Source organism: Mesorhizobium sp. B2-9-1, from assembly GCF_006439455.1.
Taxonomy (GTDB): domain Bacteria; phylum Pseudomonadota; class Alphaproteobacteria; order Rhizobiales; family Rhizobiaceae; genus Mesorhizobium.
On record NZ_VFTP01000017.1, the window covers coordinates 68,212 to 89,257 of the forward strand.

The 21,046-nt window shown below is 63.1% G+C and carries 20 protein-coding genes; 9 read left to right on the forward strand and 11 right to left on the reverse strand.

The annotated features are described in order from the left end of the window. Positions 1–168: 168 nt before the first annotated feature. The 6 genes from dnaK to FJW05_RS22950 all read left to right on the forward strand — a co-directional run bounded on the left by dnaK (position 169) and on the right by FJW05_RS22950 (position 5,880). Positions 169–2,085 carry a molecular chaperone DnaK gene (dnaK, locus tag FJW05_RS22925; protein ID WP_140544804.1) on the forward strand — a complete coding sequence of 639 codons (1,917 nt, stop codon included), beginning with the start codon at positions 169–171 and terminating at the stop codon, positions 2,083–2,085. A gap of 201 nt (positions 2,086–2,286) precedes the next feature. Next, positions 2,287–3,414 (forward strand): molecular chaperone DnaJ, encoded by a 1,128-nt coding sequence (dnaJ, locus tag FJW05_RS22930; protein WP_140544802.1) that lies wholly within the window; start codon positions 2,287–2,289, stop codon positions 3,412–3,414. A gap of 148 nt (positions 3,415–3,562) precedes the next feature. Continuing rightward, a complete protein-coding gene (pmtA, locus tag FJW05_RS22935; RefSeq protein ID WP_140635903.1) occupies positions 3,563–4,165 on the forward strand; it encodes a phospholipid N-methyltransferase PmtA in 603 nt (200 codons plus the stop codon). Positions 4,166–4,251: 86 nt separating this feature from the next. Beyond that, a complete protein-coding gene (locus FJW05_RS22940) occupies positions 4,252–4,848 on the forward strand; it encodes an NADPH-dependent FMN reductase (RefSeq protein ID WP_140635905.1) in 597 nt (198 codons plus the stop codon). A gap of 23 nt (positions 4,849–4,871) precedes the next feature. Continuing rightward, positions 4,872–5,555: an orotidine-5'-phosphate decarboxylase gene (gene pyrF, locus FJW05_RS22945; protein ID WP_140635943.1), complete on the forward strand. Its 684-nt coding sequence runs from the start codon at positions 4,872–4,874 to the stop codon at positions 5,553–5,555. Positions 5,556–5,592: 37 nt separating this feature from the next. Continuing rightward, the gene (locus FJW05_RS22950) at positions 5,593–5,880 is read left to right on the forward strand and encodes a DUF1330 domain-containing protein (RefSeq protein WP_140635907.1); all 288 of its coding nucleotides are present in this window, start codon (positions 5,593–5,595) and stop codon (positions 5,878–5,880) included. 232 nt (positions 5,881–6,112) lie between these two features. Here the strand turns inward: FJW05_RS22950 and FJW05_RS22955 are convergent, their stop codons facing one another. The 7 genes from FJW05_RS22955 to FJW05_RS22985 form a co-directional block, all read right to left on the reverse strand. Next, positions 6,113–7,165 (reverse strand): D-alanine:D-lactate ligase-like protein, encoded by a 1,053-nt coding sequence (locus FJW05_RS22955; protein WP_140635909.1) that lies wholly within the window; start codon positions 7,163–7,165, stop codon positions 6,113–6,115. Positions 7,166–7,673: 508 nt separating this feature from the next. Next, positions 7,674–8,552, reverse strand: coding sequence for an SMP-30/gluconolactonase/LRE family protein (locus tag FJW05_RS22960; protein ID WP_140635911.1), 879 nt, complete (start codon positions 8,550–8,552; stop codon positions 7,674–7,676). Further along, a complete protein-coding gene (locus FJW05_RS22965; protein ID WP_140635914.1) occupies positions 8,549–9,184 on the reverse strand; it encodes a 2-dehydro-3-deoxy-6-phosphogalactonate aldolase in 636 nt (211 codons plus the stop codon). Before FJW05_RS22965 ends, FJW05_RS22960 begins: the two co-directional genes overlap by 4 nt. After that, positions 9,181–10,116, reverse strand: a complete 936-nt coding sequence (locus FJW05_RS22970; RefSeq protein ID WP_140635916.1) for a 2-dehydro-3-deoxygalactonokinase — start codon at positions 10,114–10,116, stop codon at positions 9,181–9,183. The genes FJW05_RS22965 and FJW05_RS22970 overlap by 4 nt, the downstream gene beginning before the upstream one ends. Beyond that, on the reverse strand, positions 10,113–10,880 hold the full coding sequence (locus FJW05_RS22975; RefSeq protein ID WP_140635918.1) for an SDR family oxidoreductase: 768 nt from the start codon (positions 10,878–10,880) through the stop codon (positions 10,113–10,115). The genes FJW05_RS22970 and FJW05_RS22975 overlap by 4 nt, the downstream gene beginning before the upstream one ends. Positions 10,881–11,419: 539 nt before the next feature. Continuing rightward, entirely contained in the window at positions 11,420–12,769 is a 1,350-nt protein-coding gene (locus FJW05_RS22980) for an EAL domain-containing protein (protein WP_140635945.1), read from the reverse strand. A gap of 245 nt (positions 12,770–13,014) precedes the next feature. Then, on the reverse strand, positions 13,015–14,811 hold the full coding sequence (locus tag FJW05_RS22985) for a GtrA family protein (protein ID WP_140635920.1): 1,797 nt from the start codon (positions 14,809–14,811) through the stop codon (positions 13,015–13,017). Between the two features lie 128 nt (positions 14,812–14,939). Between FJW05_RS22985 and FJW05_RS22990 the strand changes: the two genes are divergently transcribed. The 3 genes from FJW05_RS22990 (at position 14,940) to gshB (ending at position 17,585) form a co-directional block, all read left to right on the forward strand. Next, positions 14,940–15,944: a glycosyltransferase gene (locus FJW05_RS22990; RefSeq protein ID WP_140635922.1), complete on the forward strand. Its 1,005-nt coding sequence runs from the start codon at positions 14,940–14,942 to the stop codon at positions 15,942–15,944. Then, positions 15,944–16,318: a GtrA family protein gene (locus FJW05_RS22995; RefSeq protein WP_140635923.1), complete on the forward strand. Its 375-nt coding sequence runs from the start codon at positions 15,944–15,946 to the stop codon at positions 16,316–16,318. Before FJW05_RS22990 ends, FJW05_RS22995 begins: the two co-directional genes overlap by 1 nt. A gap of 325 nt (positions 16,319–16,643) precedes the next feature. Continuing rightward, positions 16,644–17,585: a glutathione synthase gene (gene gshB, locus FJW05_RS23005; protein ID WP_140635925.1), complete on the forward strand. Its 942-nt coding sequence runs from the start codon at positions 16,644–16,646 to the stop codon at positions 17,583–17,585. Between the two features lie 797 nt (positions 17,586–18,382). On the opposite strand, the gene FJW05_RS27535 is transcribed toward gshB, so the two are convergent. The 4 genes from FJW05_RS27535 to FJW05_RS23020 form a co-directional block, all read right to left on the reverse strand. After that, positions 18,383–18,535, reverse strand: a complete 153-nt coding sequence (locus FJW05_RS27535) for a hypothetical protein (protein WP_181165046.1) — start codon at positions 18,533–18,535, stop codon at positions 18,383–18,385. After that, complete coding sequence (locus FJW05_RS23010; RefSeq protein ID WP_140635927.1) at positions 18,528–19,037, reverse strand: PIN domain-containing protein; 510 nt, start codon at positions 19,035–19,037, stop codon at positions 18,528–18,530. The genes FJW05_RS27535 and FJW05_RS23010 overlap by 8 nt, the downstream gene beginning before the upstream one ends. Continuing rightward, positions 19,038–19,892, reverse strand: a complete 855-nt coding sequence (locus tag FJW05_RS23015) for a hypothetical protein (protein ID WP_140635929.1) — start codon at positions 19,890–19,892, stop codon at positions 19,038–19,040. A gap of 149 nt (positions 19,893–20,041) precedes the next feature. Further along, positions 20,042–20,980: an IS1595 family transposase gene (locus FJW05_RS23020; protein WP_140635930.1), complete on the reverse strand. Its 939-nt coding sequence runs from the start codon at positions 20,978–20,980 to the stop codon at positions 20,042–20,044. Between the last annotated feature and the right edge of the window lie 66 nt (positions 20,981–21,046).

Sequence of the window (21,046 nt, forward strand, 5' to 3'; positions counted from 1 at the left end):
GACAGCTTGCGCAGGATGCTTGCGCCTTGTGTCGCCTGTTCTTATATACGCGCCAGCCGTCCAGCCCTAAAAAGCGGGGACCATGACGGGATTTCTTGTGAACAGGGGCTTTCGTCGGAACGCCTTTTGAAGGGTCCAGAGAGCCTGCTTAGAGGAGAGATTAGAACAATGGCAAAAGTTATCGGTATCGATCTCGGCACCACCAACTCGTGTATCGCCATCATGGATGGCAAGGACCCCAAGGTGATCGAGAATGCTGAAGGCGCGCGCACGACGCCTTCCATCGTCGCCATTTCGAGCGACGGCGAACGTCTCGTCGGCCAGCCGGCCAAGCGCCAGGCGGTCACCAATCCGGAAAACACCATCTTCGCGGTCAAGCGCCTGATCGGCCGCCGCTATGACGACCCGGTGACGGAGAAGGACAAGAAGCTTGTCCCTTACAAGATCGTCAAGGGCGACAATGGCGACGCCTGGGTCGAGGCCGGCGGCAAGAAGCAGTCGCCCAGCCAGATCTCGGCCATGATCCTGCAGAAGATGAAGGAGACGGCGGAAGCCTATCTCGGCGAGAAGGTCGAGAAGGCGGTCATCACCGTTCCAGCCTATTTCAACGACGCCCAGCGCCAAGCGACCAAGGACGCCGGCAGGATCGCCGGCCTCGAGGTGCTGCGCATCATCAACGAGCCGACGGCCGCGGCGCTTGCCTATGGCCTGGAGAAGAAGGACGGCAAGACCATCGCCGTCTATGACCTTGGCGGCGGCACCTTCGATATTTCCGTGCTCGAAATCGGCGACGGCGTCTTCGAGGTGAAGTCGACCAATGGCGACACCTTCCTCGGCGGCGAGGACTTCGACATGCGCCTCGTCGAGTATCTGGCGGCGGAGTTCAAGAAGGAGCAGGGCATCGACCTCAAGGCCGACAAGCTCGCGCTGCAGCGCCTCAAGGAAGCCGCGGAAAAGGCCAAGATCGAGCTGTCCTCGACGACGCAGACCGAGATCAACCTGCCCTTCATCACCGCCGACGCCAGCGGCCCGAAACACCTGACGATGAAGCTCACCCGGGCGAAGTTCGAAAGCCTGGTCGAGGATCTCGTGCAGCGCACGATCGAGCCCTGCAAGGCGGCGCTCAAGGATGCCGGCCTGAAGGCCGGCGAGATCGACGAAGTGGTCCTGGTCGGCGGCATGACCCGCATGCCCAAGATCCAGGAGATCGTGAAGCAGTTCTTCGGCAAGGAGCCGCACAAGGGCGTCAACCCGGATGAGGTCGTGGCGCTTGGCGCCGCCATCCAGGCCGGCGTGCTGCAGGGCGACGTCAAGGACGTGCTGCTGCTCGACGTGACGCCGCTGTCGCTGGGCATCGAGACGCTGGGTGGCGTGTTCACCAGGCTGATCGAGCGCAACACCACGATCCCGACCAAGAAGAGCCAGACTTTCTCGACCGCCGAGGATTCGCAGTCGGCGGTGACGATCCGCGTCTTCCAGGGCGAGCGCGAAATGGCGGCCGACAACAAGATGCTCGGTCAGTTCGACCTCGTCGGCATCCCGCCGGCCCCGCGCGGCGTGCCGCAGATCGAGGTCACGTTCGACATCGACGCCAACGGCATCGTCAACGTCTCGGCCAAGGACAAGGGCACCGGCAAGGAGCACCAGATCCGCATCCAGGCTTCGGGCGGCCTGTCCGACGCCGACATCGAGAAGATGGTGAAGGACGCCGAGGCCAATGCCGACGCGGACAAGAAGCGTCGAGCCCTCGTCGAGGCCCGCAACCAGGCCGAGGCGCTCGTGCATTCGTCCGAGAAGTCGCTGAAGGACTATGGCGACAAGGTCTCGGAGGCTGACCGCACCGCGATCTCGGACGCGATCGCCGCGCTGAAGACCGCAGCCGAGGGCGACGACCCGGCCGATATCGAGGCCAAATCGCAGTCGCTCGCCGAAGTATCGATGAAGCTCGGCCAGGCCATGTACGAGGCCTCGCAGAAGGAAGCGGCCGAAGCCGACGCCAAGGCGGACGCCGCCAAGGATTCGGACGTGGTCGATGCCGATTTCGAGGAAATCGACGAAGACGACGAGAAGAAGAAGTCGGCCTGAGCCGGCTGACGGCGGATCATGCGAAAAGCCCGGCGGAAGGCCGGGCTTTTTTGCAGCCTCAGTCGAAAAAGTGACAGAAAAGCCCGAAGCGGCCCGGCTTAGTACTAGCATCCGGGAAACATCGCTCCTAAATCCAAGAACGTGCCGGCAAACGTCGCCAACAATGCTTGAAGACATTGAGCATCCGGACAGCGGGAAAAAATGAAAGCTGATTTCTACGAAACGCTGGGCGTGCAAAAAGGCGCCGACGACAAGGAACTCAAGAGCGCTTTCCGCAAGCTCGCCATGCAGTTCCATCCCGACCGCAATCCCGGCGACCATGCCTGCGAGCACAAGTTCAAGGAGATCAACGAAGCCTACGAGACGCTGAAGGACCCGCAGAAGCGCGCCGCCTATGACCGTTTCGGCCACGCCGCCTTCGAGGGCGGCATGAACGGCGCCGCGCACGGTTTCGGCGCCGGCGGCTTCGCCGACATCTTCGAGGATATTTTCGGCGACATGATGGGCGGCCGCCAGCGCCGTTCGTCGGGCGGCCGCGAGCGCGGCGCCGACCTGCGCTACAATATGGAAATCACGCTGGAAGAAGCCTTTTCCGGCAAGACGGCGCAGATCCGCGTGCCGGCCTCGATCTCCTGCTCGGAATGCTCCGGCAGCGGCGCCAAGCCCGGCACGCAGCCGGTGACATGCTCGATGTGCCACGGCCACGGCAAGGTGCGCGCCACCCAGGGCTTCTTCTCGATCGAGCGCACCTGCCCGCAGTGCCAGGGCCGCGGCCAGACGATCAAGGACCCCTGCCCGAAATGCGCCGGCCAGGGCCGCGTCACCGAGGAGCGCTCGCTGTCGGTCAACATCCCGGCCGGCATCGAGGACGGCACCCGCATCCGGCTGGCCAATGAGGGCGAGGCCGGCCTGCGCGGCGGACCGTCCGGCGATCTCTACATCTTCCTGGCGGTCAAGCCGCACGAATTCTTCCAGCGCGACGGTGCCGATCTCTATTGCAAGGTGCCGATCTCGATGACGACGGCAGCCCTTGGCGGCTCCTTCGAGGTGACCACACTCGATGGCACCCAGACCAAGGTCAAGGTGACGGAAGGCACGCAGAACGGGCGCCAGTTCCGCTTGAAGGGCAAGGGCATGCCGGTGCTGCGCCAGCCCAATGTCGGCGACCTCTATATCCAGACGGCGGTCGAGACGCCGCAGAACCTGACGCGCCGCCAGCGCGAATTGCTGGAAGAGTTCGAGCAGATCTCCTCGAAGGACAATTCGCCCCAGTCGAGCGGCTTTTTCGCGCGCATGAAGGACTTCTTCGAGTCGTTCGGCGAAAACTGATTGCCGCAGCCCCGCATTTCGCACGGCATCGGAAGGGCGATCCGGTGCCCAAGCGTCATCAACACCTTATGCCAGCTTGACGCCTTGCCTTGTTCCACCCACCTGCTAAGTAGCGGATCGGGGGGCTGAGCATTGAGGAGAGCTCGTGATGGCACGTAGTCCCGGGTTGCGCAAAGCGCTGGCCGAAAAATTCGACGACGAGCTGAAGTTCTTCAAAGGCTGGATCGACAAGCCGAAAACGGTCGGCTCGATCGTTCCCACCAGTTCCATCACCGCCCGCAAGATGGCGTCCATCGTCAATCCGAGATCGGGCCTGCCGGTGCTCGAGGTCGGGCCCGGCACGGGTGTCATCACCCGCGCCATCCTGGCTCAAGGCGTGAAGCCCGAAAATCTCTACGCGGTCGAATATTCGACGGACTTCGTGCGCCATCTGCGCGGGCTCTATCCCGGCGTCAACGTGATCGAGGGCGACGCCTTCAATCTCAATGCCACGCTCGGCGACAAGCGCGACATGGTGTTCGATTCGGTCGTCTCCGGCGTGCCGCTGCTCAATTTCCCGGTCGCCCAGCGCATCGCCTACATCGAAAGCCTGCTCGACCGCATTCCCGCCGGACGACCGATCGTGCAGCTGACCTATGGCCCGCTGTCGCCGATCCCGGCCGGGCGCGGCGACTACACGGTCGAGCATTTCGATTTTATCTTCCGCAACATCCCGCCGACGCAGCTGTGGATCTACCGAAGGGAGGGATAAGGCAGTAGGCAGTAGGGAATAGTCAGGAAACCACTCGCCTAATGCCTAATGCCTATTCCCCACTGCCTACTGCCTTTTGCGAAGCAATGTCCGTGATCCCAAGAATCCTCGTCTTCGCCGGCTCGGCCCGCAGCGGCGCGTTCAGCGGCCGGACTGCCGATGTGGCGCAGAAGGAACTGGCCTTGCAGGGCGCGGAGGTGACGCGCATCTCGCTCGGCGACTATCCGCTGCCGATCATGGACGAGGACCTGGAAAAGGAAAAAGGCATCCCCGAAAACGCCATCAAGCTCGGCCGGCAGATCGCCGCGCATGACGGGCTTCTGATCGCGACGCCCGAATATAACGGCTCGATCCCGCCATTGCTCAAGAACTCGATCGACTGGGTGAGCCGGGTACGGCGCGAGGGCAGCCATACGTTCAGGCCGCTTGCCGGCAAACCGGTCGGGCTCTGCTCGTCCTCCGGGGGCAAGTTCGCCGGCATACGTTGCATCAACCATTTGCGCGCGGTGCTGGTGCGCTGCCAGATGGAGGTGATCACGCCCGAATGCTCGGTCTCCGAGGCAGGCGAAGCCTTCGCCGAGGACGGACAATTCAGGGACGCCAGACTACAGCAATCGATGGAGCGCCTATGCCGTACACTGATCGAAACCTCGCGCATGCTGTCCACCCGGATCGAGGCGTGATCAATTTCGCGGAGGCCGACACCATGCGAGACAGGCTGATCGTTGGGCTGGACCTGCCGACGCTGAAGGAGGCCGAGAGTGCGGTGAGCGAACTCGAAGGCGCCGTTTCCTTCTACAAAATCGGCTACCAGCTCGCCTTCGCCGGCGGATTGGACTTCGCGCGGGAGCTGGCCAGCGGCGGCACGAAGGTGTTTCTCGACATGAAGCTGCTCGACATCGACAACACGGTCGCCAAGGGCGTCGAGAACATCGTCAAGATGGGCGTGACGATGCTGACGCTGCATGCCTATCCCAAGACGATGAGAGCGGCGGTCGAGGCGGCCAAGGGCAGCGAGCTCTGCCTGCTCGGCGTGACGGTGCTGACCTCGATGGACGAGCAGGACGTGATCGACGCCGGCTATGAATACGACCCGCACACGCTGGTGCTCAGGCGCTCCGAACAGGCGCTGCATGCCGGCATGGGCGGTATCGTCTGCTCGGCGGAGGAGGCCGAGGCGGTGCGCCGCATCGTCGGACCCGACCTGGCGGTGGTGACGCCGGGCATCCGGCCGGCGGGCAGCGGCCATGGCGACCAGAAACGCGTGGTGACGCCGGCGCAGGCGATCCGCAATGGCTCCAGCCACCTGGTCGTCGGCAGGCCGATCGTCGCGGCGCCGGACCGGCGCGCTGCGGCCGAGGCGATACTCGCCGAAATGCAATCCGCCTGAGGACCAGTCCTCGCTCGGGCACGAATGGAGAAAAAGAATGCCGAAGGGATATTGGATCGCCCGTGTCGATGTGCGCGACGCCGAGGGTTACAAGGACTATGTAGCCGCCGCGAAGCTCGCCTTCGACCGCTTCGGCGCGAAATTCCTGGCGCGCGGCGGCGAGCACGAAAAAGCCGAAGGGCCGGGCCGCGCCCGCAACGTCATCATCGAGTTCGAATCGCTGGCCATGGCGCATGACTGCTACCACTCGCCGGAATACCAGCGCGCCGTCGCCATCCGCCAGAAAGTGGCCGACGGCGAGATCGTGCTGGTCGAGGGCGTCTAATTCGCGAAACGCCCATCTTGTCGTCATCCACGGGCGGAACAAGGAGCGTAGCGACGCAGCGCAGACCCGAGGATCCATGCCGTGACTTCGAGGCGCCGCTACGATCCAGAATTCTGCTCCGCTGCATTCCGTGGCCAAGGTAACGGCATGGATTCCAGGGTCTGCGCGCGTCGCTACGCTCCTTGCTCCGCCCTGGAATGACGAAGTTGTTAGGCCTCGGCCGCTCTGCAGGTCACGACATCAACCTAATGGCAGCCGTCTGCGCCATAGCGTCCGCGAGGCTCAGGCCCCACTGCTTGCGGCAATAGTCGCGGAAATCGAAGCAAGGCAGGCCGGGGCAGACTTCGAATTCGATGAGATGGACGGTGTCGTCGGCCTCGACCCTGAAGTCGACGGAAAAGACATCTTTCAGGCCGAGACCGCTTATCAGTTTCTGCGCGATGGCGCGGATTTTTCGGTCCGCCTCCGGCTGACTCGCGCCGACGGCCTCGAGCTCCGGCTCGGCATAGGTGCCGGCATCCTTCGCAGCCTGGCCGGTCCCGCCATAGAGCGCCATCGAATCGGCCATGGTCTGGAAATCGCCGCCGGAATCGACGAAGACGATGCCGAGCGCTTCCATGCCGGTTTCCTGTCTGAGCCCAAGGAAGCTCGCCCGCACGTTGCGGCCGGCGACATAGGGCTGGACGACGACATCGTCGCGATAATGCGAAAAAACGCGCCGGCTAAGCTCCAGCGCATGGCCGAGATCGCTGACGCGCGAATCCGGCCAGATGCCGATCTTGGCGCCGAGCCGGTTGGGTTTCACGAACCAGCCCTTGGGCGAAGCGGGCGGCTCGACCAGCCATTCGCCGTTGCGCGCCAGGCCAGCCTGTGGCGCCGGCAGGCCGAGCGCGCCGAGCACGGCGCCGGAGCGCAATTTGTCCTGGCAGAGCGCGAACAGCGAATCGTCGGCGCCGATGGTGCGCAGCCCGTTCAGCCGCGCCAGCGCCGGCGCTGCGCCGCCACGGAAGTAGGCGATACCGTCGGTCAGCGTCCAGACCAGCGTCATTGCCGGATCGGCCTCCGCCAGAACCGGTGCGGCGTCGTCGAGCTCGACAGGCTTGAAGGCGAGGCCGCGCCTTTCGCAGGCCTCGGCAAGCTGGTTGAATTCCGGCGCAAGGTCGGTCGACTGCGCCAGATAGGAGGAAATCTCGATAGCGCGCTCTGCCGGATGACCTTGGGCGACCAGCCGGTCGAAACAGGCCTTTTCCGGTTCATAGACAAGGATCAAGGTCGGCTGCGGCATCGAAAGCTCCGGGAAATCAGGCGCGTACCATCGCATGCCCGAAGTGGCCGGCTTGCGGGAAACCGACCGAACCGAGGCGATTGCGCGACAGTAAGCCGACGGCGAAGACGCCGAACCGTTCTCACGCTTTCCTGCAATTGCTCCAGTTCCCAGCGCAGGGATTTTGTTTGCTTTGGGGAGCGGCATGCCTCGGATATCGGCCGAAGCCCCTCAACTTCGTCATTCTAGGGCGGAGCAAGGAGCGAAGCGACGCGCGCAGACCCGAGAATCCATTCCGTGACTTCCGAGCGCTGCCGCGGTGCAGAATTCTGCTTCCGCAGCACTCTCGATCAAGGTCACGGAATGGATTCCAGGGTCTCCGCGACGCCGCTTCGCGGCTGCTCCGCCCTGGAATGACGAGGTTGGGAGGTTTCGGCCAATCTCCAGCATTTGTGCTGATTTCATGGAACGAGCGGGAAAGCCTCGCCCTCGTCAAACGGCGAGCTTTCAAAACCCCTGTGTCGAGGAACTATGCGATCAGCACGCGCGGCTCGAAGCGGCCCCGGACCGGAATGTCGAGCAGGAAGGTCATGCCGGCCTGCGGGTCGAGCGCGCGCTGCTTCTCGTCCTTGCCTTTCCAGGCGGAGGTCACCGCCAGCCGCTCGGCTTTCTGGCCGACAAAGGCGGGGCAGGAAGCCTGCGTCACCGGCATGGCAATCTCGCGCAGCAGCGTGCCGTCTGGCGCATAGGCCTTCACCGCCTTGCCGCCCCAGACGGCATTCCACAGCACGCCGTCGCGGTCGACGACCGAACCGTCGACATAGCCCTTCGAGGAACGATGATCGACGAACACTTTCACTTCGCCGGCCGGCAGGCCGGTCGCCGGATCGCAGGCGACGCGCATCAGAAGCCCGGTCGCCGTGTCGGTGTAATAGGCGATTTTGCCGTCCTCCGAGAAGCAGATGGAATTCGAGACTGTGATGCCCGAAAACAGCCGGCGCAATTCGCCCTTGAAGAACCAGTAGATCGAGCCGGCGCCCTTCTGCTCGTCCTTGCCCATCGTGCCGGTCCACAAGGCGCCGCAGGGATGAACGCGCGAATCGTTGGAGCGCGTCAGCGGATTGTCGGCCTCGATCGGCGTGTGCAGCGTCAGTCTGCCGGTCTTGACGTCCCGAACTTGCAGGCCGATCTCGGTGGCAATGAGCTGCCGGTCGGCGTCGATGACCGCGATGGCGCTGGCCATGATGCCGAGATCATGCACTTTCAGCGCGCCGGCGAGCGGCTTTTCCAGAAGCTTGCCGTTGACGATGTCGAACCAGAACAGCGTGTCGGTGGCGGGATCGTAGCTCGGGCCCTCGCCGAGCTCGCAGATATGGTCGGAAAAAACCGAAACGCCGTCCATTGTCATCCTCCGAAGGCTTCGTCCCAGGCGGCGACCGCGGCGCGGGCGCGCTGCGCGACGTCCTCGACGCTCGCACCCGGCTTATAGAGGCTCGATCCCAGCCCGAAGACGCTGACGCCGACCGCCTTGTAGCCGGCGAAATCCTTGTCGGAAATGCCGCCGACGGCGCCGACAAGCGTCGTTGCCGGCAGCACCGCGCGGATCGCCGCGATGCCGCTCGATCCAAGCACGCTTGCCGGGAAGAATTTCAGCGCCGAGGCGCCGAGCCGGATCGCCTGGAACGCTTCGGTCGGCGTGAACACGCCAGGCATCGTCACCATGCCGTATTGCATGGCGCGGCCCATGACCTCGGCATCGATGTTGGGGCTGACCAGCAATCTGCCGCCGGCCTTGTGCAAGGCGTCGACGTCCGTCGCCGTCAGCACCGTGCCGGCGCCGATCAGCGCGCTTTGCGGCAGCGCCTTGACCAGATCGGCGATGGAGACGAACGGCTCCGGCGAATTGAGCGGCACTTCGATCGCCTCGATGCCGGCGTCGTGGACCGCGCGGCCGATCGCCACCGCCTCGGCAGGCTTCAGGCCACGCAGGATGGCGACAAGGCCGCGCTTCAGTTTCGGGAAGGGTGCGGTCTGGCTCATGAAGCGCCTCCAATCATGCCGTTCTCGCGCGCGGCCTCGACGAGGCCGGCGCGCACCGCTTCATCGGCGTCCACGGTGCGAAAGGCAAGGCCGGCTAGGCCCAGCGCCGCGCCATAAAGCTCGGCCAGCGCGCCGGAAGCGATCAGCGCCACCGGCGCATCGCTGGCGCCATAGCGGCGCCTTGCCGAGGCGATCTCGCCGCCGATCAGAAGGCCGGACAGGCAGGCCGCCGCGTCATTGGGCTGCAGATCCTGCAGAAGCCCGGCGGCGCGGATGGCAAACAATTTCGAGGTGACGTCGCCGCCTTCGCCCAAAGCCCGCTCGCACCATTGCCGGAAGAACGGGCTGCCCGCGACAACCGGAGCGGGATGCTCGCCCAGCGAATGTTTCAGGATCGAGTGCGTGGCCAGCACGGAGAACAATTCGCCGGTCGGCCAGGTGCCGAAGCCCGTGACCGCGCCGTCTGCGACCGCGACCCATTTCGAATGCGTGCCGGGCATGCAGACGAGGTGGCGCCCCTTTGCCGGCAAACCGGCGCCGGCAAGCTGGGTTTCCTCGCCGCGCATGACGTCGGGCGCGTCGGCCAGGCGCTGGGCGAGACCGGGCACGATGCGGATGTCGCGGCTCGAGCCATCGATGCGGGCGGCGCCGCGCAAGATCGCGCCGATCGGCGCCGGCACGGTGACGTAGGGCGCCTCGATCCAGCCCTGTCGCGAGCCGGCCATGCCGCAGATGATGACCGGCAACATGTCCGGCGCGCCCATCGCGGCAAGATGGCCTTCCAGCACGTTCGAAAAGCCCTTTTCGCGGGCGGTGATCAGCCCGTCGTCGCCGCGCCGCTCGGCTAGCATCTTGCCCGAGCCGTCGAGCAGCCAGGCCCTGAGCCTGGTCGTTCCCCAGTCGAGCGCAGCGACCGCTGGTGCCGGGCTCACAGGAAACCTCCATCGACGATCAGCATCTGGGCTGTCAGCATGCGCGAGGCGTCCGACGCCAGGAACAGCACCGTGCCCACCATGTCGTCGGGCTGCATGACATCCTTGATGCACTGCTTGGCGACATGGGCGGCGAGCGCCTCGTCAGTGACCCAGAGCTCGCGCTGGCGTTCGGTAATGACCCAGCCTGGCGCCACCGCGTTGACGCGGATGCGGTCCTGGCCAAGCTTGCCGGCGAGGCCCTTGGTCAGGCCGAGTATGCCTGCCTTGGCCGCGGTGTAGGCTGGCATGTCGGGATGGTTGATCAGATAGGAGGTGGAGGTGAAGTTGATGATCGAGCCGCCGCCGGCCCGCTTCATGCCGGGCGCCACGGCCTGCGCGGTGAAGAAATGCGGGCGCAGGTTGATCGCAAGATTGTTGTCCCAGAATTCGACAGTGACGTCTTCCACTGCGTGACGCTCGTCGAGCGCGGCATTGTTGACGAGCGTCGTCACATCGCCATGCGCCTCGGCCGCCTTCGCGGCGGCGGCGCGCAGCGCCTTGATGTCGCGCAGGTCGGCGCTGAGGTAGAGCGGGCGGCAGCCGAGCTCCTTCTCCAGCCGGTCGGCAAGGGCGGTGCTTGGCTTGTCGGCGATGTCGATGAAAGCGACGTTGGCGCCCTGCCGCATAAAACCTTCGGTGAGCGCAGCACCAATGCCGGAACCGCCGCCGGTGATCAGCACCGACGCGCCGTCGAGGTCGGCGAAACGCGCCGATGGCATCATGATCCGTTCTCCCGTTTGGCCGGCGCGCATCCTAGCCAGACAAAGCGCGGGAGCAAGCGGGAAACGTCGGATTTCCGGCGTTATGTCTGACAAATGATCGGCACACCGCCAAAGCAGCGCCGGCCGGTCTTCCGAACAGCCGGAAAGCTCTAGTTCCCCGACACAGGGATTTTGAAAGGTTGGCGTTTGTCTTGGTGCAAGATTTTCCGTTCATTTGCGTGAAATCAGCGCAGACGCCGGAGATTGGTTGAAGCCGCCCCCAACCTCGTCATTCTATGGCGGAGCAAGGAGCGAAGCGACGCGGCGCAGACCATAGAATCCTGTTCCGTGACTTGGAAGCGCCGCCACGGTGCAGAATTTTGCTCCGTTGCACGCCTTGGCGAAGGTAACGGCATGGATTCCAGGTCTTCGCGACGGAGCTTCGCTCCTGCTCCGCCCTGGAATGACGATCGCGGTTGGCGTTTCGGCCAATCTCCAACGCATGCCGCCTGCCAACGCAAACAGAGCCGACGGCCAAAATCCCTGTACCGGGGAACTAGTCAGATTGCCTTGGCATGCAGCGCTCCGCGATAGGAATCGCGCAGATAGCCGAGCGTGGCGTCGGCATCGGCCGGCTTGCCGAACAGGTAGCCCTGCCCGCCGGCGCAGCCGAACTGGACGAGGCGGTCGGCCTGCGCTTCGTCCTCGATGCCTTCGGCGACGACATCCATGCCGAGCCCTTCGCACATTGCGAGGATGGCTCGGATGATGTGCTCCGAGGGCCGGTCGTCGAGGATGGAGGAGACGAAGGCGCGGTCGATCTTGAGCTTGTCGAAATGGAACTCGCGCAGGCGGCCGAGCGACGACTGGCCGGTGCCGAAATCGTCGAGCGAGACGCGGATGCCGACGCGGCGCAGGTCCTCGACGATCTTCTCGGCCGAGGCCGGATCGTTCATCAGGCCAGTCTCGGTGATCTCGATCTCAAGCCGGCGTGGATCGAAGCCGGTGCGGTCGAGGATGGCCAGGATATGCAGGCCGGTGTTCTGGTCGACGAGCTGCGAGGGCGACAGGTTGAAGGACAAGAACAGTTCCTTCGGCCAGCTGCGCGCCGCCTCGGCCGCCTTGCGCAGCACCAGCTGCGACAGCGGGCCGATGATGCCGCGCTCCTCGGCGATCGGGATGAAGACGGATGGCGGCACGACGCCGAGGTCGCGGTCGGTCCAGCGCGCCAGCGTCTCGAAGCCGATGGTGCGGCGGCTGCTCAAATCGACGATCGGCTGGAAATGCGGTTCGACCTCGCCGGCCGAGACGGCGCGGCGCAGCGCCTGCTCGATGCGGGTGACGCGCTTGGCCGCCTCTTCCATCTCGCGGGTGTAGACGACGACGCGGCCGCGGCCCGAACGCTTGGCGTGATAGAGCGCAGTCTCGGCCTTGTTGAGGAGGATCTCGGTGGTCTCGTCGCCGGAATAGAACAGCGAGCAGCCGACCGAGGCCGAAAGCCTTGCGGTGCGCTCGCCGACATCATAAGGCGCCGACAATATCTCGATCAGCATGCGCGACGTCTCGGCCGCCTGCTCCTCCGAGAACACCATCGGATAGAGGTAGGCGAACTCGTCGGCGCCGATGCGGCAGACGGTGGAATAGCCGTCCATCGAAGCGCGCAACCGCATCGCCACCTGGATCAGGATGTCGTCGCCGGCCTTGTGGCCGAACAGGTCGTTGATCGGCTTGAAGCCGTCGAGGTCGAGGATGCCGACGGTAAAGGGCGCGGGATCGTCGGCGCGGTCGCTGATCAGGCGATCGACCTTGTCGAAGAAGCGACGATGGTTGCCGAGCCCGGTCAACGAATCCGTAAAGGCCAGATCCGTGTTTTCCTTGCCTGGCTGGCCGGTGCCAAACGTCGTTTGCATCATGCCTCTGTTCTGATGTCGGTATTTATGGCCAGAGTGGCAGCAAAGCGTTTAGGAAAAGTATCGGAAAATCGATTTTCCATCGCCCAGAAGCTGCTTGGCTCGCCGGCGGCTCAGCTTTGGACAAGAAATGGTAACCCAACCTCCAATATTCGTTTATGCATAACTTCTAATAGAAGTATCGAACGGTCTCTTGTGGAATGCAATTGCGCAGCGAAGGCCGTTTCGCACCTTCGGGAATTGCTTTAGCCAGCTTGCTTAATGCGATAGAGCTCGATCGGGCTGCCCTTCTCGCCAACCGGCTCGAGCCAGTCCGGCACGGAGCCGCGCAGCAGGCCGGCAAGGAAACCCTGCGGCGCCTTCCGGGTCAGGATCAGGGTCTCGACATTGCCGGGGCAGATGGCGACGAGGCCGACGCGATGCGCCTCGACGATTGCCCGCGCGTCATCGGCCGAGCCGAGAAAGGCGTCCAGCGCCACGAGATTGCCGGCGACGTTGCGGTGATAGGGGCCGGCGAAGACGCGATGGCCGCTATAGGCGAGCACCGGCGCTCCGAGATTGGAGATCGTCAGCACGGTTGTATCGGCCATGCCGCCGAGCGGCGCAAAACTGGCCTTCTTCTGGCAAGTCCTGTCCGAGGCGCCGCCGTCGGCGACGGCCTTGCCTTTCTCGAACGCCACCGAGGCGGCCGCGGCGACGCCCGTCCAGACCGGGTTGATCGAGACCAGCCAGACGGCCGCAAGGCGCAGCGCCACGCCGAGCGAGGAGCTGGTTTCGGCCCGCGCCCGCCATTTGGCGATCCAGGCCGACAGCGGAACGACGGCAAAGGCGATCGAGAAGGTGGTGCCGCGCACCTGCCAGGCGCCGACCGCGAAGGCGACGACGAGCAGTGCCGCAACGAGGCTGTCCTGCCGCCGCCAGCCGCCGCGGCGCAAGTGCCCTGCCATCAGGACGATCGCGACCAGCGGCGTCGCGTAACGCGCCGCCACGCGCGCCGGATCGCGGACAAGCAGCGCGAACAGCGACTGGGCCTCGTCGATATGGTCGAGCCACAGTTCCTTGAGGCGCGGATCGAGGGAGGCATAAGGCGCGGAGAGGCATTGCGGGAACAGCACCGCCACGACCACGCCGAGCACGACCCCCAGAAGGGCAAGCGACCCCAGCCTGCGCGGCCAGCTGCCGGCGGCGGGCTCGACGGAGGCGATTGCGGCAAGTCCCACGCCGGCAATGGCCGCGACGACGAACTGCGCGACCGAGAAGGCGTCGCACTGCGCCACGCCCCATGCGGAAGGCGGAACGGTGACGGCGAAGACAAGCACTGCAACACCGGCAAAGCCGAGGCCGAAATCCCGCGCGATCGCCCGTTCGCCGCCTGGATCGGCGACGAACAGCAGCGCCACGCAAACACCGATGGTGGCGACGTAGGGCACGGTTTCCATGCCGACGGCGAGCGTCAGCGCGGCGCAGAAGCCGGACAAAAATGCGGCCCAGCGCCGGGAAGGCGCCTCGAGCAGCAAAGCGAGGCTCGCCATGGTTAGCATCAGCTGGGCGTTGTGGTGGTCGAGCGCGCCGGGGTCATAGATGCCGATGAAATAATAGCCGGCGGCGCCGATCAGGATGGCCGGCAGCACCGCGCCGCCACCGCCGAAGCTGCGCGCGGCGCGGGCGGTGAAGAACAAGGTCGACCAAAAGAGCAGCGCCGGCCACAGCACCTGCGCCACGTCCTCGCCAAGCGGCCTGCTGCCGGTGAGCGCCGAGGCGGCAAATGCGATGGCGGCGATCGGCGCGTCGACCAGCCGCGACCAGTGCATGACGAAGCCGCCTTCCAGCCCCATCCGGTATTGGTGCAGGTCGAACCAGCCCTGGCCGGCCAGCAGGTCGCGGACCTCGACGAGGCGCAGCAGGTTGTCGTTGTCGCCGCCGGCATCGGTCAGTTGGCCAAAACCGGCCCATGCATCGACGGCGAATGCGAGCAGGGCCGCAAGCAGCGCCAGCGCCAGATCGGACTTCCAGGCGGCGGCGCCGGTCTCGGCTGTGCCCATTGCGGTGGCCTTTGAAGGGAGAGGATCGGTTTTAAACCTAGCCTTAACGGCTTCAATAAATAGTAAAACGGCTCGACGGGGCCGGCATGAGGACGGCCGGAGGCTGGATCGGGCGTCCGGAGACAGACATGCCCCATGCAGTCCGCCACGAGCCGGTCATCGCCGTGCTCCTGCCTTGCTACAATGAGGAGCTGACGATCGGCGAGGTCGTGCGGCGCTTCCGCGAGACGCTGCCGTCGGCCGCGATCTATGTCTACGACAACAATTCCAAGGACCTTACCGCGTTGAAAGCCCGCGCCGCCGGCGCCGTCGTCGTGCGCGAGCCGCGCCAGGGCAAGGGCAATGTGGTGCGGCGCATGTTCGCCGACATCGACGCGGATATCTATGTGATGGCCGACGGCGACGGCACCTATGCGCCGGAGGATGCGCCGCAGCTGATCAACGTCCTGCAGACCGAGCGCTCCGACATGGTGGTGGGCACCAGGCGCGGCGTGACCGACGATGCCGGCCGCAACGGCCACGCTTTCGGCAACCGCCTCTTCAACCGCCTCTACAAGGGTCTGTTCGGGACCGACTTCACCGATATCTTCTCCGGCTACCGGGTGTTTTCGCGCCGCTTCGTCAAAAGCTTTCCGGCCGTTTCCGGCGGCTTTGAGATCGAGACCGAGATGTCGGTGCATGCCTCGCAGCTCAAGCTGCCGGTGAGCGAGATCGCGCTCGATTACGGCCGCCGCCCTGAAGGCTCGTCGTCGAAGCTGTCGACCTTCCGCGACGGCGCCAGGATCCTGTGGATGTTCGCCATGCTGGTGAAGGAGACGCAGCCGCTGCGCTTCTTCGGCACGTTCGCGCTGTTCTTCCTCGCGGCCAGCATCGGCCTGATGATCCCGGTGCTGGTCGAGTTCGCGCAGACGGGGCTGGTGCCGCGCATGCCGACCTGGGTGCTGTCGATCGGCATGCTGCTGTTGGCCATGCTGTCAATGATGACCGGGCTGATCCTCGATTCGGTGTCGCGCGGCCGGGCCGAGCAGAAGCGCATCTTCTATCTGTCGATTTCCTCCGGCCGCGCCGATCGCGGGGTGTCCGGGCAGGCCTCGCCCAAGGGCGAGGCGGGCAAGGCCTCGCGGGCGGCATAGTGGATCGCCTCGTCCGCTTCGCCCTTGCCGGCGGCATCGGCTTCGTCGCCGACGCCGCGGCGCTCTGGCTGCTGCTTGCCGCCACGCCGCTCGGCCCGATGGCGGCGCGCCTGCTGTCGATCGGTTTCGCGCTCTGCGTCACCTGGCAGATCAACCGCCATCTGACCTTCGCGCCGTCGAGCCGGGGCATCGCGCAGGAAGGCGTGCGTTATGGCGGCGTCGGCATCGCCATCGGCATCGTCAACTATCTGGTCTATTGCGCCGTCCTGTTCGCCCTGCCCGCCCTGCCGCCGCTGGCGGCGTTGGCCTTTGCCTCGATCGTCGCGATGGCGCTGTCCTTCCTCGGCTACTCGCGCCTAGTCTTCGACCGCTGAGACCGTTTGGAAATTCTACTCTGGCGGCCATCTGATGGCGTTTTCTGCGCTACTGCAGCGCCGCGCGTCCTCTTGGACGCGCAAAGGACGCTGCAGCAATTTTACTTGGCGCATGATCCTTTCCGAAAATCGATTTCGATTTTCGGGGTCATGCGTAGGCTCACGGACCCAAATGTCTGCTCCGCTCCGGTTTTCGAAACCACCACCATATGACTCGCCAGAGCAAATTTCGAAACAGTCTCTGAGCTTCTGCACCAAGCGAGCACGATTGGCAGGCGCCGCCGATTTCCTTATATCGGGCGTCTGAGTTCCCCGGAGACCGCAAATGCCGCTGAAGATCGCCGTCCAGATGGACCATGTCTCCACCGTGTCGATTGCCGGCGACACCTCCTTTGCGCTGTCGCTGGAGGCGCAGCGGCGCGGCCACAAGCTTTTCCACTACACGCCCGACCGGCTGTCGATGCTGGGCGGCAAGGTGTTCGCGCGCCTCGAGGGGATGCAGGTGCGCGACGAGAAGGGCAACCATTACGCGCTGGGCGAGAAAGTGCGCACCGACCTCTCAGAGATGGACGTCGTGCTGCTCAGGCAGGACCCGCCCTTCGACATGAACTACATCACCACCACGCACATATTGGAGCGCATCCATCCGAAGACGCTGGTGGTCAACGACCCAGCCTGGGTGCGCAACAGCCCGGAGAAGATCTTCGTCACCGAATTCCCGGACCTGATGCCGGAGACGCTGATCACCAAGGACCCGCAGGAAGTAGCGGCCTTCCGCAAGGAGTTCGGCGACATCATCGTCAAGCCGCTCTACGGCAATGGCGGCGCCGGCATCTTCCATCTGCACGAGGCCGACCGCAATCTCGCCTCGCTGCTCGAAATGTTCGGCCAGCTGTTCCGCGAGCCCTATATCGTGCAGCGTTACCTGAAGGACGTGCGCAAGGGCGACAAGCGCATCATCCTGATCGACGGCGAGCCTGTCGGCGCCATCAACCGCGTGCCGGCCGAGCACGATTCGCGCTCCAACATGCATGTCGGCGGCCGCGCCGAGAAGACGGAGCTGACCGAGCGCGAGCGCGAGATCTGCGCCCGCATAGGACCGGCGCTCAGGGAGCGGGGCTTCATCCTCGTCGGCATCGACGTGATCGGCGACTACATGACCGAGATCAACGTGACCTCGCCGACCGGCGTGCGCGAAGTGCAGCGCTTCGGCGGCGCCGACATCGCCAGCCTGTTCTGGGATTGCGTTGAAGGGAAGCGAGGGTAATTCTTCGCGGCGGCGCCGTCGGAAACGCGCGACGTGCGATGTTCCCGTAATGTTCTTGCCTAAGCCGGGCGATTATATATTTGACAGACCCAGCATAAAGTGTTACAAAGTTACAACGTCGCGACCACGGCCCGCCCTTCCATAAGGCGGGCCGTTTGCGTTATGACTTGGTTCCTACCTGGGGAGGGGACTTGCTGTGGCTTTGACAGCCTTTGTGCTCATTGTTCTGGTATTCCCGATAACCATCGCATTTACGGTGTGCTGGTTATTGCGAAAGAGACGCATCACGTTTGTTTGGTTCGCTCGAATATTTTTTATGACCATGTCGGTGATGGTCTTGCTAGGAATTCAGATATTGAACGCCCTTGGCATGTAAGGCTAATCGGCCGCCCGCTGCACCGGCCCCGTCCCATTCCCTGTGGGAATAGCGGCTTGTTTGAGTCGTCTCGCACATTCGAATCGACTAATGGTTGATTTGGCCTACTCCAGACCGGCCACGGAACGCGCCCTTTGAGGCGGGGCGCAATCCCGCGTTTCCGGTCAACCGGGGGTTAACCCGGCGGAGGACACGAACATGATCGCATGTTCATGGCCTAAGGCGGTTTACGTCACCTACTACGTGCGTATCCGCAACGGACGACTGGAATTCGTCCGCGAGCATTGCAGGAGCTATCCGTCGCGTTAAGGCGGAAACACTCCCAAGGTGCAACTGGCCCCGCTTCTGCGGGGTCTTTTTTTGACCAGCGAATCTTGACTGAATTCGCGGGCTTTTGCAAATCGTTTCGACACCGTTCCGGTTACTTTTTGCCGGTCTTCTTGTCATCCTTCGGCGGCGGTGACTTCGCTACTCTCCTAAGTGCTTCGTTCAACGGCTCTTCGGAATCGACGGTTTCAATCTCGCGCGCAAGATCGCGGAACTTGTCGATTTGTTTTTTCTTCTCGTCAGCCATTGCCTCTTGTCTCCGCAAACAGCGGGCCGTCAGTCGCATCATCCGGATAGCAGATTTTCAAAGGCTCCCCGTCCTTGCGCCTAAGGACACCGGACAGCCGAAGCAAATCCGCACGGTCATAGGTGTGCATGGCCTCGACGGGCCATCTCAAAGCAGATGCCAGATGGATCGCGTCACCTATGTTTCTCATGCCTGGCGTCGAGCGAATGATATTTCGGGCACGTCGACCGGTCTCCAAGTCAACCGGTACCAACTTCACAAACGGCTGCTCCAAAAGGTTGGCTATCGTATCCTCGTTTTCTGCCGGATAAGGCTTGTGAGTGCCGCTCTCGGAAGCCAGACGCGAAACCTCGACAAGCGAAACGGTTGATGTCCAGATTTCAATCTCGCTACGCTTCGCAGCATTGTACAAGATCTCAAGCTCGCGGCGCTTGTTGGCCTCTCCGTTTAGGAGGCCCAACCATGCACATGAATCCCAATAATATCGACGAATTTTGGCCATTCAGGAGGCCCACTGGCGATCTAGAAAATCGGACACCGTCAGTCCGTCGAGCAGATCGATCCGTCGAGCTTCGCTCAAATTAACTTCGACTTCCTCGATCACTTCGATATCGAAGGCTGTGACTTTGCGTATAAACCCGTCCCGATCATGGTGAAGTTCGCCATGAATGAGAACGCGGCGCCCAGCCCATACTTCGAACCAGTTATGCTGACTGCCAATCCGAAACGCGAGTTCGGGCGGGAAAACGCTGATTACCTTTTCTCCTGTTAGTCGGTGCTTGACGACTAAGGACGGGCTGTTGTGGAACATCCCCGCAGAAATGATTTCACCCTCAAATGAGCCGTATTCTGTCCGCGTCAAATCGGGGACCAAACTCTCTTTGGCCAGCCGATCGCGCTCGATTGCCAAATGAGCTGCCTGCGCGGTCGCATGCACGATTATCGCGGGCGAAATGTCGTCACCAAAATCTATATCTGTGCGGCCAATGCCGTTTAGATTCCGCTCCAACAAGCGGGACAGAGGCTTTGCCATCTCGGCATCAAAGGTGACGATTGGATTCACAACCTCGACAAGATTACTAAGCGCCGATCTAACCGTTTCCTTGGCCATGCGAGCCTTCGCGGCAACCGAGATAACCGGGTCCCTGGAGGTCGCTTCGGCTCCGATTTCAAATGGCGAGTTCGTGGTTGCGTATGCTAGCCGCCAAATAATCTTGTCTGGCGCGCCAGACTCCGCCGGGTCCGCTTTTTCGAGCAGCTCTATAAAATCAAGCACCTGACGCATTGCGTCGGCCACCGTCAGCATGTCTGACGATGTTCCTGATGGGTGAACCTTTATCTTAATTTTTTCAGCCACTCAAACCACCCTTCGCATTCGGCTGAAGCGTCAGCGAACGTAGCATGGTTTTCACTAAGAATCAAGGTTTGTAACGCTTCCGAAACGGTTCTCCTTTCCAGAGTGGAAGCTTCAACTGGATCGGTTTGCGGTAATGTTCCTTCTTGGCGTCAAGCAGGTTGCCGGTAGGTGAGGCGCTTACCCTTGGCGCCTTTCAAGGCAATGAGCGAGCGAACGTTGTCGTCAATGCCCATCGCAACGCGGTTGCTGTAACGGAAATCGAACTCGGCCAGATAGCGGTGCAGATGGTGTTCGGCGCAATGCTGGTAAACGCCCTTCATGCCGCGCTTGAAGATCGAATAGTAGCCTTCGACCGTATTGGTGTGGACGATGCCGCGAACGTATTCCTCGCGACCGTGGTTGACCGTGCCGTGCGCTGCGAACTCGGGGCCGATGTTGTCATACAGGCGGGCTTCGTCCGACATGAACACGCTTTCCTTGTGGATGTTGGCGTTCACGATCGGCAGGACGCGGGCAACGGTCGCGCTGTCCACATGGAATGAGCGGGCAATGCCGCCGCGCTCGACAAGCGTAAGGACGGTGTTCTTCGTGCCAGAGCCTTTGAGGTTGCCAACGCCGCTCATGCGACCGATGTAGGTTTCGTCCACTTCAACGAACTTGCCGGCGCCGCCCATCGGCGTGAAGTCATTCGAGCGCATGGCCTCACGAATGCGATGGCACATAAACCAGGCTGACTTGTAGGTAATTTCCAGCGCGCGGTGCAGTTGATGAGCCGAGACGCCTTTCTTGCTGGCGCACATGGCATGCAACGCCTGTAGCCAAATGTGCAGCGGCAAATGGCTTTCCTCGAAGATGGTGCCCATACGGACGGTGAACTTCTTGCGGCAATCGCGGCACTTGTAGAGGCCATGGATTTCGACGCCGTTCGGGTTCTTCTTGGAAGGCTTGGTGCGACCGCCCTTCAAGGCGTAGTGCTTTTCCATCGAACCGCAATGGTGGCAGACCGGACCCTGCGGCCATAACATGCCCTCGACATGCTCAAATGCGGCGGCTTCGTCATGGAAGTAGGGGCGGGACAAAACGGACATGGCGATAACTCCTTGGATTCGTTATCGCATGTCTCGTTGGGTCTGTCAAATATATAATCGCCCTAA

Excerpts from the sequence above, each read along its gene's own strand:
- dnaK (WP_140544804.1), top strand. The coding sequence starts at position 169 with ATGGCAAAAGTTATCGGTATCGATCTCGGCACCACCAACTCGTGTATC.
- dnaJ (WP_140544802.1), top strand. The coding sequence starts at position 2,287 with ATGAAAGCTGATTTCTACGAAACGCTGGGCGTGCAAAAAGGCGCCGAC.
- pmtA (WP_140635903.1), top strand. The coding sequence starts at position 3,563 with ATGGCACGTAGTCCCGGGTTGCGCAAAGCGCTGGCCGAAAAATTCGAC.
- FJW05_RS22940 (WP_140635905.1), top strand. The coding sequence starts at position 4,252 with ATGTCCGTGATCCCAAGAATCCTCGTCTTCGCCGGCTCGGCCCGCAGC.
- pyrF (WP_140635943.1), top strand. The coding sequence starts at position 4,872 with ATGCGAGACAGGCTGATCGTTGGGCTGGACCTGCCGACGCTGAAGGAG.
- FJW05_RS22950 (WP_140635907.1), top strand. The coding sequence starts at position 5,593 with ATGCCGAAGGGATATTGGATCGCCCGTGTCGATGTGCGCGACGCCGAG.
- FJW05_RS22955 (WP_140635909.1), bottom strand. The coding sequence starts at position 7,165 with ATGCCGCAGCCGACCTTGATCCTTGTCTATGAACCGGAAAAGGCCTGT.
- FJW05_RS22960 (WP_140635911.1), bottom strand. The coding sequence starts at position 8,552 with ATGACAATGGACGGCGTTTCGGTTTTTTCCGACCATATCTGCGAGCTC.
- FJW05_RS22965 (WP_140635914.1), bottom strand. The coding sequence starts at position 9,184 with ATGAGCCAGACCGCACCCTTCCCGAAACTGAAGCGCGGCCTTGTCGCC.
- FJW05_RS22975 (WP_140635918.1), bottom strand. The coding sequence starts at position 10,880 with ATGATGCCATCGGCGCGTTTCGCCGACCTCGACGGCGCGTCGGTGCTG.
- FJW05_RS22980 (WP_140635945.1), bottom strand. The coding sequence starts at position 12,769 with ATGCAAACGACGTTTGGCACCGGCCAGCCAGGCAAGGAAAACACGGAT.
- FJW05_RS22985 (WP_140635920.1), bottom strand. The coding sequence starts at position 14,811 with ATGGGCACAGCCGAGACCGGCGCCGCCGCCTGGAAGTCCGATCTGGCG.
- FJW05_RS22990 (WP_140635922.1), top strand. The coding sequence starts at position 14,940 with ATGCCCCATGCAGTCCGCCACGAGCCGGTCATCGCCGTGCTCCTGCCT.
- gshB (WP_140635925.1), top strand. The coding sequence starts at position 16,644 with ATGCCGCTGAAGATCGCCGTCCAGATGGACCATGTCTCCACCGTGTCG.
- FJW05_RS27535 (WP_181165046.1), bottom strand. The coding sequence starts at position 18,535 with ATGGCTGACGAGAAGAAAAAACAAATCGACAAGTTCCGCGATCTTGCG.
- FJW05_RS23010 (WP_140635927.1), bottom strand. The coding sequence starts at position 19,037 with ATGGCCAAAATTCGTCGATATTATTGGGATTCATGTGCATGGTTGGGC.
- FJW05_RS23020 (WP_140635930.1), bottom strand. The coding sequence starts at position 20,980 with ATGTCCGTTTTGTCCCGCCCCTACTTCCATGACGAAGCCGCCGCATTT.